This window comes from Thermococcus sp. JCM 11816 (assembly GCF_055396515.1).
Genome location: NZ_AP043741.1, coordinates 955,374 through 969,992 on the forward strand (window position 1 = coordinate 955,374; position 14,619 = coordinate 969,992).

At 48.1% G+C, this 14,619-nt stretch carries 17 protein-coding genes and 1 tRNA gene; 8 read left to right on the plus strand and 10 right to left on the minus strand.

The genetic code is table 11. From position 1 onward, the window contains the following. A complete protein-coding gene (locus ACZ5TN_RS05370) occupies positions 1-2,388 on the minus strand; it encodes an AAA family ATPase (protein ID WP_464917367.1) in 2,388 nt (795 codons plus the stop codon). Positions 2,389-2,816: 428 nt separating this feature from the next. Between ACZ5TN_RS05370 and ACZ5TN_RS05375 the strand changes: the two genes are divergently transcribed. Beyond that, on the plus strand, positions 2,817-3,056 hold the full coding sequence (locus ACZ5TN_RS05375; RefSeq protein WP_054840569.1) for a hypothetical protein: 240 nt from the start codon (positions 2,817-2,819) through the stop codon (positions 3,054-3,056). Here ACZ5TN_RS05375 and ACZ5TN_RS05380 read toward each other — a convergent pair. Next, positions 3,048-4,253, minus strand: coding sequence for a hypothetical protein (locus tag ACZ5TN_RS05380; protein ID WP_464917368.1), 1,206 nt, complete (start codon positions 4,251-4,253; stop codon positions 3,048-3,050). The genes ACZ5TN_RS05375 and ACZ5TN_RS05380 overlap by 9 nt on opposite strands. A 319-nt stretch (positions 4,254-4,572) precedes the next feature. After that, positions 4,573-5,016 carry a metal-dependent transcriptional regulator gene (locus tag ACZ5TN_RS05385; protein ID WP_011249062.1) on the minus strand — a complete coding sequence of 148 codons (444 nt, stop codon included), beginning with the start codon at positions 5,014-5,016 and terminating at the stop codon, positions 4,573-4,575. A gap of 92 nt (positions 5,017-5,108) precedes the next feature. Here ACZ5TN_RS05385 and dph5 point away from each other — a divergent pair, with 92 nt between their 5' ends. From dph5 to ACZ5TN_RS05405, 4 genes are all read left to right on the plus strand, one after another. Next, positions 5,109-5,903, plus strand: a complete 795-nt coding sequence (dph5, locus tag ACZ5TN_RS05390) for a diphthine synthase (RefSeq protein ID WP_464917523.1) — start codon at positions 5,109-5,111, stop codon at positions 5,901-5,903. A gap of 40 nt (positions 5,904-5,943) precedes the next feature. Further along, positions 5,944-6,021 (plus strand) — tRNA-Val (locus ACZ5TN_RS05395). Positions 6,022-7,037: 1,016 nt separating this feature from the next. Then, positions 7,038-8,939: an aldehyde ferredoxin oxidoreductase family protein gene (locus ACZ5TN_RS05400; RefSeq protein WP_464917369.1), complete on the plus strand. Its 1,902-nt coding sequence runs from the start codon at positions 7,038-7,040 to the stop codon at positions 8,937-8,939. A gap of 38 nt (positions 8,940-8,977) precedes the next feature. Further along, positions 8,978-9,133 (plus strand): hypothetical protein, encoded by a 156-nt coding sequence (locus tag ACZ5TN_RS05405; protein WP_173254053.1) that lies wholly within the window; start codon positions 8,978-8,980, stop codon positions 9,131-9,133. On the opposite strand, the gene taw2 is transcribed toward ACZ5TN_RS05405, so the two are convergent. Further along, complete coding sequence (gene taw2 / locus ACZ5TN_RS05410; RefSeq protein ID WP_011249026.1) at positions 9,134-9,970, minus strand: tRNA(Phe) (4-demethylwyosine(37)-C(7)) aminocarboxypropyltransferase Taw2; 837 nt, start codon at positions 9,968-9,970, stop codon at positions 9,134-9,136. Positions 9,971-10,099: 129 nt separating this feature from the next. On the opposite strand from taw2, the gene ACZ5TN_RS05415 reads away from it, so the two are divergent. The 3 genes from ACZ5TN_RS05415 (at position 10,100) to ACZ5TN_RS05425 (ending at position 11,573) form a co-directional block, all read left to right on the plus strand. Then, positions 10,100-10,435, plus strand: a complete 336-nt coding sequence (locus ACZ5TN_RS05415; RefSeq protein WP_011249025.1) for a hypothetical protein — start codon at positions 10,100-10,102, stop codon at positions 10,433-10,435. Between the two features lie 155 nt (positions 10,436-10,590). After that, positions 10,591-11,238, plus strand: coding sequence for a CRISPR-associated protein Cas4 (cas4, locus tag ACZ5TN_RS05420; RefSeq protein WP_011249024.1), 648 nt, complete (start codon positions 10,591-10,593; stop codon positions 11,236-11,238). Beyond that, complete coding sequence (locus ACZ5TN_RS05425) at positions 11,235-11,573, plus strand: hypothetical protein (protein WP_011249023.1); 339 nt, start codon at positions 11,235-11,237, stop codon at positions 11,571-11,573. The genes cas4 and ACZ5TN_RS05425 overlap by 4 nt, the downstream gene beginning before the upstream one ends. Here the strand turns inward: ACZ5TN_RS05425 and ACZ5TN_RS05430 are convergent. Genes ACZ5TN_RS05430 through ACZ5TN_RS05455 form a run of 6 tightly spaced genes read right to left on the minus strand, consistent with a single transcriptional unit; the run spans position 11,570 to position 14,587 of the window. Continuing rightward, on the minus strand, positions 11,570-12,136 hold the full coding sequence (locus ACZ5TN_RS05430; protein ID WP_054840572.1) for a nicotinamide-nucleotide adenylyltransferase: 567 nt from the start codon (positions 12,134-12,136) through the stop codon (positions 11,570-11,572). The two genes, ACZ5TN_RS05425 and ACZ5TN_RS05430, sit on opposite strands and share 4 nt — an antisense overlap. After that, entirely contained in the window at positions 12,129-12,593 is a 465-nt protein-coding gene (locus tag ACZ5TN_RS05435) for a type II toxin-antitoxin system VapC family toxin (protein ID WP_054840573.1), read from the minus strand. The genes ACZ5TN_RS05430 and ACZ5TN_RS05435 overlap by 8 nt, the downstream gene beginning before the upstream one ends. Then, positions 12,574-12,774, minus strand: a complete 201-nt coding sequence (locus ACZ5TN_RS05440; protein WP_054840574.1) for a hypothetical protein — start codon at positions 12,772-12,774, stop codon at positions 12,574-12,576. Before ACZ5TN_RS05440 ends, ACZ5TN_RS05435 begins: the two co-directional genes overlap by 20 nt. Positions 12,775-12,818: 44 nt before the next feature. Further along, positions 12,819-13,241 carry a HEPN domain-containing protein gene (locus tag ACZ5TN_RS05445; protein ID WP_464917370.1) on the minus strand — a complete coding sequence of 141 codons (423 nt, stop codon included), beginning with the start codon at positions 13,239-13,241 and terminating at the stop codon, positions 12,819-12,821. Further along, a complete protein-coding gene (locus ACZ5TN_RS05450; RefSeq protein ID WP_143598657.1) occupies positions 13,231-13,770 on the minus strand; it encodes a nucleotidyltransferase family protein in 540 nt (179 codons plus the stop codon). Before ACZ5TN_RS05450 ends, ACZ5TN_RS05445 begins: the two co-directional genes overlap by 11 nt. 46 nt (positions 13,771-13,816) lie before the next feature. Beyond that, complete coding sequence (locus ACZ5TN_RS05455; RefSeq protein WP_464917524.1) at positions 13,817-14,587, minus strand: SAM hydrolase/SAM-dependent halogenase family protein; 771 nt, start codon at positions 14,585-14,587, stop codon at positions 13,817-13,819. Positions 14,588-14,619 lie beyond the last annotated feature (32 nt).

The following is a 14,619-nucleotide window of genomic DNA, read 5'->3' on the forward strand; positions in this document are numbered from 1 at the left end:
TTAGGAGCCTTTGATAAGCAAACTACCGTCGTTAAGCTCTTCGACGAGTTTAAACTTCTTCGCCACTGCCACTATCCTTTTTATATCTTCCTCTGTTTTTGCATACTTTCTCGCCAACTCCTTGAATTTTTCCTTTGGTATAACATCAATGTTCTTTTCGAGAAGGGTCTTCACGATGTTCTTTGCATAAACCAGAGCGTCTCTGCTCTCTTTATCCATATCTAATACAATTTCCCTGCCAAATTCTGGTAAGTCAACACCCCAGCTCTTAACGGCATCGAGGAAAATGTTAAGAGCATATTTTACGTGTTTTGCCTTAACTTGGTCGTCTAAAAGCAGTTTAGCATAAGCTGTTGCAATGTTGCGAAGGTGTGTAATGACCCTGGTGCCATACGAAAAGCTTACTGACTCTGATGCATTAGATAGGAGTTCTATCACCTCGCTACTGCTCTTCTTTAGTTCTTCATTAGCCTCTTTAGTCCAGCGTGGCCTTATTGAGCGTGCGGTGAATAAGTATGCACGCACGAGTTCCTCGTCAGTATAGACAGTATTTTGACCGAGTGTAATCACGTCAACCAGCTTGTCTGTAATTCTTTCAAGTTCCCTTTTTGTGGCACTCCTAACGAACCAGATGAGGGCAAAGCGGTCGAGAACTTCTTGGCGTTTAACTTTTATCTGCTTGAAGACATCCACGAAATCCGACAATACTCCATTGGTCGGGTTCATTAGGGCCACAATGCTTGTAAACAGCTCCATATCTATGTTGATTGAGGCCTTGTGATAGTCAAAGCGACCAATGCTCATCACGTTCAGTAGGCTTGAAAAAGCGTCGTCATCGTCTATCTTATCGAACTCGTCAATGATTAGTAGTGTGTCTTTTGCACTTAGCAGTGCACCGGGCCGGTATACCCAGCCCCAGTTTTCCTTCTGCTCTACGATACCAACTAATCCACCCCTTGTCATATTCGTCGCTGACACGTAAACTGCATCCGTAAGCTCGGCAAGCCTCCTTGAAAAGGTCGTCTTGTTAGTTCCCTTGTCTCCTACAATCAGAACGTTGACGGAGGAGATTGTTTTGTTTGGCAGGCGACCTTTGTCACTAACATAGCTAAGCAGGATGCTCTTTGCGACCAAGTAACTCTGATACAGGTAGGAGTCATTCTCCTTCGTAGAGTATAGAGAGTAAGGGTCAATCATTGTAATCATTCTGTAAAGAAATTCTTCATCACTAAGGCTCTTCTTCAAGTTCAGGAGTTCCTTAACGTGTTGCTCTGATATTGGAAGTTTACTGTTAGCTTCGTTTATTCCGACGATTTCAAGTATAATATCTGAAGTGGAATCCACTGACTCCTTTAGCAGCGAAGTGTTGCGAACAATTACCGTCAACTCGACAGTGTGTCCAATAAATTCGTCGATATTACTGGGAGGATAGAGCATATAGGCATTGAAGGTCTCTTTAGATTCCTTGTTTTTCAGCTCTTCAAAGCTGTCCTCGACAGTCATCCTGCGATAATCAACGAATAGGGAGTCCTCTTGGCTAAGAATCAAATTCTTGCTTCCGCACGCTGAGCATCTGTTTGGACGGACTTGCTTCATATATGGGAATTGCATTAGGGTATGCAGTTGACCGCAGTCCTTGCACACGTAAGCACTCTTACGGAGAAAGCCTTTCTTTTCGGACAGTGCAGAGATAACGCCCCTCACTGTAACGAACTTGCCAAAGTCACTTGAGTCAATGTCGTGGAGCCTTTTCTGAAGGGGCGAGTTTATGAAGTAAACGACAACATCGCTTCCTTCAAACTTTTTTGAGAATGCAGAGATGAGGGCTTCTCTTGATTCTTCGAAGTTTCTCGTTAACTGCTCGTAGAGCTTGGGGTATATTTTCTTTAGATGTGCCAGGTCAATCTTAACATTATACTTGCCACTTTTCTTCTCCACTGTGTATGCATTGTTGTCTTGAACAATCACTGTGATGTCTTCTACATTTCCAAAGCTTTTCTTGGTCTCTTCGAGTTCTAAGTAGATTTCCAGAATCTTCATACGAGGTTCAAATAGTAAGGAATACTTGGGGACGACGTCGTGTATTATCTCGATTATGTCTCGAGAGTTAAGTTTTTTGAGAAAAGACTCGATGTTCTTCCTGGTTTTTTCTCCGTATTTCTCTCCGAAGATTTCGTATATCTTTATCATTATCTCGTCAAACGTCGGCGTTTCTTCTGGATGTATATGGAAGAACACCGCTACTGGGAGAATCGTGTATAGTCGGAGTTCTTTCTCGGTAAAGCCCTCTCTGCGGAGGTATCTCTTGATGGCCTCAACCAGCAGCTCTTTGTCGTATCTTATTCCAGCACTAACACCAGCTTGGTTGGGTCTGATTACATCCGCCATAGGCATCGACCGTTTCATTGTTCCACCGTAGTATTTAAAAAAGAAAAATCACTTAACCAAATTTTAACAAATTAGCTTTTGAATTTTCAAAATGATAAGCGTGTTAGTTTAACTCAACTTGCAACTTAGGGGAGAGACCGCAACGGTAAATTAGGAAGGTCTTCCCCAGTTCCCCAATGGCTTTAGAAGAAGAAAGAAGTCATTAGGTTCTCCCCACAAGCGTTGGGGAAAATCCCCAAGCTTTAATTGTCCTAAACTCGAAGGGGGAATTGCTTTATTGCCTATCCTCTTTCCTTTTCAGGAGACTTGTCCTATTTGATGGTGATAGCATCTCATCTTTTTATTCTCAAACGAACAGTAGAACGAATAAAATTATAAACAATTATGCTGATTATAGCATTGTATAAACAAGAAAATGGTGGTTAAAAATGGCCACAAAACGTAGAAATTTCACGCTTTTGAAAGAACAGGATGAGCAACTAAGACAAATGACTCAAAAGCTGAGGAAGGAGCTGGGTGAAAAAATCAAGGAGAGCGACGTTCTATCGGCACTGATTTATTATGCGTTTGAAGAGCGTCTTGTTGAGTCTCATATGTTCAGAGGCCTCGTCTTTTCAATGTATAGAAAGAGAATAGAGAGCCACAAAAAGAAAAAGGAGTCAGATTAGCTCTTTTAATCTTTGTTTCAGATTTATCACGTTACAGAGTTTGTTCTGAACGTCGAGTATATCGTCCCTGAAATCATTGATGAAATCGAGGGGGTTCTGGTATGTTTTGTTGATTTCGAGTTCTCTCGTCGTTTGTCCCACCAAATAGAGGAACAACTCTGCTTTGTTCTCCGAGATGAGTGGTGAGAAAAGAACACCCCTACTAACTCTCCTGACGTATCTTGGTGTTATGAACGTTCCGTTCTTGAGTGAACTACCATAGCGTAGTTTTTCGGTGTTGAATTCACGGTTGATGTCTTTGTAAAAGAGATATGTTATCGTCTCAACTGATTTGTTTTCTGTGTCAATCACCGTAATCCTCTCGTTCGTGTTCTTCATTCTGTCCTTGAACACTGTATAGTCGTTGATTTCACTCTTGAGATGCCAGTTCGTTTGTTTTCCGATATAATTCATCAGTAGAATGTGTAATTCGTCATTGAGAGGCACGTATTTCCACCGAACGTGTCCGTCTTCTCTTGTTTTGTGTATTTCGAGTTCGAGAATTCTTTCTTTGTAGAAATACCGAATGTTGTTAATCTCTGTTGCACGTGAAGCTGTGCAGAATTGTAGGATTATAGCGGTTGCTAATGTTTTTCCACGCTCAGCACGTTCATTGATTAAGAAATCGAGTGTTTTGTTCAAATCCTTTCTTAGTTTGTCAAGCGTTATGTCGAGAATGTTGCGTGCACGCTGGATTTCCGTGATTCTGTTGTTTAGATTGACTGTCACATCGTTTAGAGCCGTCTCGAACATTCTTCTTAGCTTTTCTGCTTTTTCTATACCGTCTAGGTCGTGTCTGAATATGTAGAACGTCTTTAGTCCTCTGTAAATATTCGAAATATACGTTCTAATCGTGTGTATTTTGCATTGTCTATTGACAATGAGGTGTTGTATGAACTCGTATGCATCAATTTCACTGAAAACGAAGCGGTATGGGTCTCTATTCTCGTTTATTGATTTTGTTGCAATATATTTCATAAAAGCGTTTAATGAGGCTATTCTGTTCCTCCGAGTTCCTTTTCTCATCTCCTTGTTGAAGCGGTGTATGAATATCGCTTCTTCAACGTCTTTTAGCGATAGTATAACGCTGTTCGCATTCGTGTTTGTGTTCTGTGTAGTTTGTGTGTATCTTTGTATCTGAACAACCCTCATCTTCAATCACCAAACACACATTGTTTTCATTAAAACTATTGTAGAGATGATGTTTATATATCTTTCGCCTTCTTACAAAAGAGTGGCATATTTGTATATGCATTAGTATATACTAAGCACGATTTAGCTTCTTTACAACTATTACGCATTATGAAATATTATATTCCACGTTCAAAACTGTTAAACAGTGTATATCAGCGTTCATTTTACACAAAACAAAGCGTGTTTTGTTGAGAAATGTTTGACGCACTCATCATCGCGTATCGGGATTGGAATAAAGGGGTTAAAAGAATAGTGGATGAGAAAACCAAAATCAGTTGAACCACTAAGCCCCTTCTTCAGGCTCGGCTTCTTCGAGTTTCTCCTTCAGGAACTGCTTCAGGACGTAGGGACACTGCTCTTGGATGAATTCGGCAAATTCCCTCATCCGTTTAACGGTTATTTCGCTTACGTAGTGCTCGAACTGGCACGCGTCCTGCTCTGCGATCTCCGGTGGTATGCCGAGTATGTCCGTGAAGAACTTCGTAAGGAATACGTGCTTGGAATACGTGTTTTCGGCAATTTCCCTTCCCTTTTCGGTCAGGAGTATTCTGTCGTACTTTTCGTATTCAATGAGACCCTTTTCAGCGAGTTTTTTAAGGGCATCAACAACGCTCGGGGGCCTGACGTTCAGGGCCTTCGCTATGTCCTTGACGCGGATGACTCCTTTGTTCTTGTGGAGAATATACATAGTTTCAAGGTACTCTTCCTCCCTCTTCGTTACTTCCACGTCAACCACCTGGTTTTAGGTTCACCAAAAACCTTTAAGTAGTTTTCCCAAAACTTAAAAGTTTTAGGAACACCTTTGATGTGGTGATAGAAATGGTGCTGTACTTCATTGGGCTTGGGCTTTACGATGAAAAGGACATCACACTCAAGGGACTGGAAACGGCGAGAAGGTGTGATAAAGTCTTCGCTGAGTTCTACACTTCCCTTTTAGCGGGTACCACCCTTGAGAAAATTGAGGAGCTCATCGGCAAGCCGATAGTTCGACTCAGCAGGGAGGATGTTGAGCTGAACTTCGAGAGAATAGTTCTTCCCGAGGCTAAGGACAAAGACGTTGCGTTTTTAACCGCCGGAGACCCGATGGTGGCAACTACTCACTCAGACCTCAGGATAAGGGCAAAGAAAGCTGGAGTTAAGAGCTACGTTATCCACGCTCCAAGCATCTACTCCGCGGTGGCAATCACCGGTCTTCAGATATACAAGTTCGGGAAGAGCGCTACCGTTGCCTATCCCGAGAAGAACTGGTTCCCGACGAGCCACTACGACGTGATAAGGGAGAACAAAGAGAGGGGCCTCCACACACTCCTGTTCCTCGACATAAAAGCGGATCAGAACCGCTACATGACGGCCAATGAAGCGATGGAGATCCTCCTCCAGGTTGAGGAGATGAAAGGTGAAGGAGTGTTCACTCCCGACACCCTCGTTGTCGTCTTAGCGAGGGCTGGTTCGCTTGAGCCGACTCTGAGGGCCGGCTACGTCAGGGAGCTCATAAACGAGGACTTCGGAAGACAGCCCCACGTCCTTATCGTCCCAGGTAGGCTCCACATAGTTGAGGCAGAATACCTGGTGGAGTTCGCTGGAGCACCCGAGAAGATACTCGGAGAAGTTTAGCGAAAGCTTTATATTTTCTCACCCTTTCACTACCTCGGGCGGGCCCGTGGTCTAGACTGGTTATGACGCCGCCCTCACACGGCGGAGGTCCGGGGTTCGAATCCCCGCGGGCCCACCATAGAAACTTTGCAGAGCAAAGTTTCATCAAAGAGTGAATGTCCTTTTTGAACTGCTGGGTTTCAGTGATTCTCACCATAAATTGGGCAATCCTCAAGGGTTTACTCACAATATAACGCCCGAAGGGCGTTAAAAAAGAAGAAAACCCGCACTTCCCTACTCATCTATCACAGAGAATCTAACCACATCAAGCCAACTTCAAGAAGACATTCGAGCTTTTGGTGAAGCTTTTCTCAAAAGCTTCCTCGCGAAGTCTACAATGATTTTGTGATACGCAGGCTAAAAAGTCACGAATTCCAAAATTCGGCCTACTAAAAAAGAGTTTCTCTCACTTTGACGCCCTTGGGGCGTCGATTAAAAAGAAAACTCACAAAGAGCGAGCGAACAAAAATGGAATTCACAGTCCATAACAGCATTCAAGGGGAAAATCCGCCCAAAACGACCCATTAAACAAGAACCACGAACTTTGATGAAACTTTGCTTGCAAAGTTTCAGCGCCGCTTTCACTGTCGTTCAAGCGTCCTTAACGGATGGCGGAAGAGGAGTATGCGTTTCTAACGAGCTAACTTTTGAGGGGTTTTACTTTCAATTGGCTGATTCAAAAGGATTTTCTCACCGTATAGTGCCCAAGGGGCACTAAAAACGAAGTTAAAATCACAATCGACAGGGAACTTTGAGGTTAAACCCGCGTGAACTTGCCTTCTAAGAGAGCATACACTCCCTAACAGGCGAGCTCGAGGAGAATGGCACACTTTTAGTCAAGCTTTTGGAAAAACTTAGTGAAAGAGCCTAATCTAGAGAGGTCTTCCTTTAAAGTGTTAGATTCGCGGAACCCTAGTCGCTGATATTTCCATGAAGTATGTTGTTTCTCCTCGATATCCAATATTGAGCCCCGTAGAGAGTACGAGATACACTGGAGGATAACACAACAGCTTAATGTTTCGGTTTTTATAAAACAGAACTTCTTTCGATGAGCTTATAATCTTTGATTCGAAAATCCTTCGAGGTGATTCTGGTATGGAAGCCAAGGGCGGATACTGGGGAAAGATTCTGAGAGTTAACCTAACCACCAAGGAAGTCAAAGTCGAGCCCCTTCCCGAGGAGTTCCCGAGGAAGTACCTCGGCGGCGTCGGTTTTGGAACGAGGGTTCTCTACGACGAGGTTCCAAAAGGAGCCGACCCGCTCGGGCCGGAGAACAAGATGATAATAACCCCCGGTCTCTTCGTTGACACAGGTATAGGAACCGGCTCAAAGACCGCTTTTAACTTCAAGAGTCCACTCACAGGCGGCTACGGTAGGGCAATGGCCGGTGCCGAACTCGGCGTCCAGCTCAAGAGGGCTGGCTACGACATGCTCATAATCGAAGGTCAGAGCGAAGAGCCCGTTCTCCTCGTTATAAACGATGACGAGGTAAAGATAGTCCCAGCTGATGGTTACTGGGGCCTTACCACCGGCGAGGCAAGGAGCAAGGCCAAGGAGGAGTACCCAGGCTACGCAACCGCTTTCATCGGTCCTGCCGGTGAGAGGCTCAGCCTCATCTCGATCATCGAGACCGACGAGAGGCAGGCGGCCAGGGGTGGCCCCGGTGCGGTCCTTGGAAGCAAGAAGCTCAAGGGAATCCTCGTCAAGGGCAGCAAAAAGGTCCCGATAGCCGACCCAGAGAAGCTCCGCGAGCTGATAAAGAAGTGGGCGCTCATCTTCAAGGACCACCCTGCTACAAAGGCCGACATGGAGTATGGAAGCGGCGAGTTCCTCGACTGGATGAACCGCGAGAGGGGAACCTTCCCGGTCAGGAACTGGCAGATGGGCTTCTTCAAGAAGGCCTACGAGAAAGCCAAGGAGGAGGGAAGGGAGCACATCGGCATAGACCCCTACTTCTGGGCGCCGAAGTACCGCGCTGGAAGGAGGCCGTGCCCGCTCTGTAACAAGCCGTGCAGCCAGTACGTGAAGGTCGAGAGCAAGAAGTGGGGCACCTTCATGGTCGACGGCCCAGAGTACGAGACCCTCTACTCCTTTGGCGGTGTGCTGGAAATAGACGACTTTGAGACAGTAGCTTATCTCAACTACCTCGCCGACCAGTACGGTCTCGATACAATCTCCGCGGGTGTCACAATCGCATGGGCCATGGAAGCCTACGAGCGCGGTCTCCTCACCAAAGAGGACACCGATGGCATAGAGCTCACCTTTGGCAACGGCGAGGCGGCAGTTGAGGCCCTCAGAAAGATGGCCTACCGCGAGGGCAACCTCGGAAAGCTCCTTGCTGACGGTGTCAAGAGGGCCAGCGAGAGGCTTGGAAAGGAGAGCTGGAAGTTCGCCATGCACGTCAAGGGCATGGAGCCGCCAGCTTACGATGTCCGCGGCATAAAGGGAATGGCGCTTGCCTTTGCGGTCAGCGTCCGCGGTGCCGACCACCTCACAGCCGGAGCCTACGGAACCGAGCTCGTCGGCAGGTGGTGGAAGTTCGACGGCGTTGACAGGACGAAGGGCGAGAACAAGGGATTCGAGATAGCCTTCCACGAGAACCTCATGGCGATCTACGACGCCACCGGAACGTGCAAGTTCTCAAGGCACATGTACTTCCTCGAGGGCTTCCCTGAGCTCATCGAGGCCGTTACCGGCATGAACATCGGCGAGGCAGAGCTGATGGTCATCGGCGAGAGGATAATGAACATAGCCAGGGCCTTCAACGTCAGGGAAGGCTTCAGCAGGAAGGACGACACGCTCCCGTACAGGATCATGTGGGAGCCGATCCCGGAGGGAGTCAGCAAGGGCCTGCACGTCCCGCCGTGGGAGCTCGACAGGATGCTCGACGAGTACTACCAGGCCCGTGGCTGGAGCAGGGACGGAATCCCGACCAAGGCCAAGCTCATCGCCATCGACCTCCCGGACATCGCGGAGGACATCGGGGCTGGAATTTGAGCCCTCTTTTTATTTCCCCTTCTTCCCCAGTGATCCCAATGAATCAGAACCTAAAAGCCTGCAAGAACTGCCGCTGGTTCGGCCCGATAGATTCCTGCCTGCCGAACCACGGGATATGCAGGAAGCACATGAAAACCGTTCACATGAACTTCGTCTGCGACGACTGGGAGCCTCTCTGGGGAGAAAGGGAGTAGCTACCTCTTGTAAACCCCGATATCGACAACAACGTGCCAGACTCCTGGGGCGTAGCGCTTTATCACCAGCTCCTTCAGCTTCTCAGCCTCGTAGCCGTGCTCCCTTGCGATTCTCTTGAAGGTTGCGAAGGGTTCCTCAGGCCTTAGCCTCTCTGGAACGGTGTTGTGATAGTGGATTATTGCCTCATCTTTCGCTATGCTCAGGGCTTTTGGGATGAACTCATGGGTAGTGACAACATACCCCATGAGAATCCTGTCGGCGATGTTTTCTGCGGGAAAGTCGCGGTTGTCCATGTTGTACGGCGTCATCAAATCCTGAACGCCGTTGAGCCAGATGTTCTCAACCAAAAAGCGGAAGGTGTAGGGGTCTTTTTCGATTGCAATGACCCTAGCACCCTTGTGGACGGTCATCGGAAGACTGAGATGACCGATTCCGGCGAACATATCAACTACAAGCTCGCCAGGCTTGGCTACCTCTGCCATCCTAACGCGCTCCTTTACGTTGGCGGGTGAAAACATTATCCTAGCAACGTCCAGCTTGTACTTAACGCCGTTTTCAACGTGAACCGTAATAGTGTCGTTCCCATACAAGAGCTCGTAGTCGGGCTTCCTTGTTTCGCCGTGGATGTGGCCTTTTCTCAATACTGCCTTTGCGCCGATAACTTGAGCATAAACTTCGGCTATCCTCCTTTTGTAAGGCTCAAGCTCGGGTCTTAGCGGGAGAATTAAAACGTCCCCTATCTGAACCCAGTGCTTGGGGAGGAGAGATACAAGCTCAGGAGGAAGCTCCTTTGAGAGTATTTCCCGTATTCGAGGCTTGATTACCTGCGTCCGCATCGGAGTAAACACGGGGATGAGCTTTAAAAGGGTTCCGTCGTTTCGTCAAAAAACGATGAGAAAGGCTTAAAAGATGAAACGGCGAGAGATAAAAATAGACAACGTTTGAACCGGAGGTCGATGAAGGGTATGGAGGACGAACCCCCGAATAGTCGGTTTTTCGGCCTTTTGGGTAAGAAGAAAGAAGAGGCTGTTTTGGAGCAGACCCTCAGCAGGGAGGCCTACGAAAACTACCGCCGGCTTTTGATGAGGGCCAGACCCGAAGTTATGGGCTCGAAGCTCGTGGTACACCTTCCCGACGCGGATATTGAGCTTGACGAGGGCAGACTGAGGGTCAAGGCCAGAAATAAGAAGAACGCCGAGAAGGTTTTAAGGAATTTGCACCACTATGAAAGCCCCCCGAGCCTCTGGCCGGCCTACGGGCTGAGCTATTCGATAAAGCGGAAAAGACGAGTTGTCCTCTGATTCAAACCAGAACCTTTAAATTCTTCCCTCCCTCAACTTTTCTTCGCGGATGACGACCCTTGCCCAGTCTGAACTGTGATGACGTCGGTATTAGCTGACGCAGGGGCGGGGAGGTTTGCGGGCCGATGATCCGCCCCGCTTATGGAGGTGAAGCGATGAACGGCAACGAAGAGGGCGACGGCCTCATCGAGTTCTACGCCAGCGAGGCCCTAACCTGCCCGAGGAGGATTTACTTCAGGCTCAAGGGATATCCTCAAAAGTGGCCGGAGTTCGTGAGGGTCAGGCTCAACCAGGGCATCAACACCCACCAGATACTCGGACAGATACTTCAGGAGCGCTTTGGCGTTGAACTCGAAAAGCACCTTGTCCTGCGCTCCAGCAAGCTCGGATTCGAGATACACGGGCGGATAGATGCATTTAAAGACTTTCCAATCGAGATTAAGGGAAAGACCAGCCTGCCAAAGGTGCCCTACGACTACCACCTTGCCCAGCTCAACGTCTATCTTCGATGGGCGGAGGCTGAATACGGTTACCTCTATTACATAAAGCTACACGAAGAACCGATGAAAATCATCAACAAGCTGGACATCTCGTCTTTCCCCGTGATAAAAGGCCCCAACTTCAGGGTTTTTGAGGTGCCCTACGACAAATCCCTGTTCAAGGAAACACTTCGCCACTTCTACAAGGTTAAGAAAGCCTACGAAAACGACCGTCTTCCCGAGGGCTGGAAGAGCTATGCCTGCAGGTTCTGCCCCTACAGGCACATCTGCTATCCGGATAGGGACTGGGAGGACTCGGAATGAGGCTTAAACCCCTTATGATCTCAACGCTCCTCCTGACCATCTACGGGCTAATGTTTATGGCGTATTACTATCGAACGGGCTCCGAGGTTTATCTGGCGTTCTCACTGTTTGCGCTGGCCCTGGCATACGGGACAGGTAAAGGAAACAGAACCGCTGTTAAAATTGCACTCGTCTTTGCTGGCCTTGAGTTCCTGATGGCGCTTTTCTACCTGATATCAGGAGCGCTGTTGTACGCGGTGGACGCCGCCATGAGCTTTTTCATAATTCACGACGTAATGGGCTACATCGGGAAGGTTTATCAGGAAGAAAAAGAAGAGACGCCCGAGCAACTTTAAAATTCTGGAATCCTTATCGGCGCCTGAAGCTCCTTCTCCGAGCTTTCCAGGTTCGTTGCAAGCATCTTTATCCTCTCAACGCCCTTGATCTCCCTAATGAACTCTGCAACGCTCCTGGGAACGAGCTCTTCCCAGGGCTCTCCTTCAATCATCCGCCTCCTTATCTCAGTAGCAGAGAGAATGTCCTTCCTGAACATCGGCTGGACGATGACCTCGTAGCCCTTCTCTCTGAATAGCTGGGCAACGAGGGAGTTCCCGGTGAAGACCACGTCAAAGCGCGGAACCATGCTCACCACGTAGGTCGCCCATATGGCGTTGAAGTTTATGTCAGGGAGCGGGATTAGGTAGTATCTCTTTTCAGTTAGCTCCGCCTCCTCAAGCGCCCTTATCAGCATCTCCATTCTCTCGCTCGTTGTGAACGGGTTCTTTAAGGTATGGCTGGCCTGAGCGCTACCGATGCCAATGATTACCTCATCGACCTGCGAAAAAACGAATTCAAGAGCCTTTATGTGGCCGTTGTGAACGGGCTGGAAGCGGCCGACGAAGAGGCCTCGCTTAACCATTTGAATCACCTCCATTACCCAAACCACAAACGCACTCAACTCCCTCCTCAGTTGATGCTTTCTTAAAATCCGAGTCCATAGTGACTAGTGAAAGCTCATAAAACTTGGCTGTGGCAAGGATAATTGCATCGTTCGGCAGGAGGCCGTATTTCTTTAGAAAACCAAAGGCCATATCGCTGATTTCTTCGGTAATCGGCAGTTCTACAAAGTTGTCCCTTAAGAAGAGGTAGAGCTTTTCGATTTTATCTCCGTATGCATTTATTTCCCTAACGCTGTTTCTGAGTGTCAAGTAATTCTTCCCGGTTACCTGTTTAATGAACACAAAGAGAACCTCGCTGAAGATTATGGGATTTATGAACTTTGGATTATCTTCTAAGGACTCAAGCAGTTCCTTCGCCTGGGGATTTCCTCTGAGGGCCTCCAGAATGACCGAAGAATCAACCAAATACCTCTTCATAGAACTCCATCCTCAGCTCTTTTGCCGATTTCTCTGAGGGCATCATTCCAAATATGTCATTAACTTTCACTCTCGGCTTTTTCTTGGCCTTCCAAAGGGCCTCCAGGAGCACCGAAAGTTCCTTTTTGAAAATTTCTTCCATCCCATCAGGGACTACTACCCTAACGTTCACCTCACCCATTTTCCCACCACTCCCATGTCTCCCTCAGGACTGATAACGTTTTCTCATACCAGCTTTTCAACAATTCCTATAAACTCCTCAATCTTCGGAAGGATGTCCGTGATTTCCTCAGGGTCTGGAGAGAAACCCACGTCGTACTGGGTTTGATGTCTCAGGTTTCTGACGTAGTCCAGATACCTCGCCCACTTAACGTCGAGAAGGCCAGGTTTTACGTAGAATTCCCTGAGATAAGCTGAAATGCAAGCGTGACTCTTCTCCCGCCATCCATCTTTGAAAAGCAAAGCCCTCGCAGCATGAAACATTGCAAGGTAAGCCATTACGAGTGCACCGTCGTATATCCCCATCTCAAGGTTCTTTCGGGATGACTCCAAGAAGGAACGTGCCTTGCGAATGCTAAGGCGAGCTAGTTCTCGCTGGGGCTCCATTCGCCTCAGATAGCCCTTCTCTACGCACTCCTCAAACCTCACCGAGTTCACCCCACAGGACAAGGGAGGAAAGTTTGATACCCCAATATAGGTACGGGTTTTCTTCCTTCAAACGGGCCAGTTTTTCCCTCGTAAGCACGAGAAGATCGATTTCCCTCTCAGTAACAGTTTCAAGCTCCTCTTTGAATTCCATAATCCTGAGCGGGTCGTTTTTTTCGACTAAAACCCATATGTCGAGGTCACTCTCGGGCCCGTTTTCACCGCGAGCGAAGCTACCGTAAACACCGAGGGCGAGCATCCACTCTTCTCTTAGTGGAAGAATTTTATCCCTAAGCATCCAGAAGTTGAGGAACCTCTTCGTTTCCCTGAGCTCTGCCCCAGACTTTAAGAAGAACTTCCTCCCCTTTTTCTCCAGCAGCCCAAGCCCAAGGAGTTCTTTGAGGTAAAGCGAAACCAGCCCCTTGCTGATTCCCAGTGCACCACTTACCTCCTCAACCCCAAACTCCTCTTTCTCCAGTATGTATTCAAGAATCCTTTCCCTCTTTTCCGTTGATGCGATCCTGTGGATCATGGTGAACACTCCCGTTCAAGATTTTTGAACCTTTCGTTCAATATTTTTAAACGAGCCTCACCTTCACTTCGTCACCAACCTTAAGTCCGAGCCTCTCGGCAGCGGAGCCCTGGTTCACGGCTATCTCAAGGTAGCCGTGGCTTCCGGGCAGGGCGAGGAGTTCCCCGGGGTTGACCTGACCGTAGGTGTCGAGGTACGGGATTCTCAGGCCAAAGTCGGGGAGTTCAACTTCCCTCGGCCTTCTGTAGTCCTCAAGGTTCAGTATGACGTTGCCGAAGTCGTCAACGTAGATAACTTTGAGCAACCATTCATTTCCCGCATTCTTTGGCTTGACGTCGAGTTTGACTAGATCCTCCAGCGGAACCTCAACGGCGAACTCTTCTGGCGATACTCCCTTATCGATGAGCGCTCCCGCCGGTCCGAAGACGTCCCTGCCGTGGAAGGTCGAGCTAACCTCCCAACCTGTGAAGCGCCTGAGTTCCTCAACCTCGATCGCCCACGCCTTCCTCGGTCTGATGTGCTTGAGAGGAAGCGTGGCTAGACCGTTGTCAGGAACGACGAGCCACTGCTCGCCTTGGATTATTACAGCCCGCCTCGAAGTCCCAACTCCAGGGTCTATCACCCCCACATGGACCGTTCCTTTAGGGGAATATTTTACTACCTGCTCCATGACAAACGACCCTTCGATAATGGAATGGCGCGTTATTCCGTGAGTCACATCCACTATGATTACTTCCGGGTTCACTCTGAGCATCGCAACTTTCATCTCGCCAACGTAGGGCCCCCTCAGTCCAAAGTCCGTCGTCAGGGTTATCACTGCCATCACCCAAAGCTTATTAACTTTCAAGA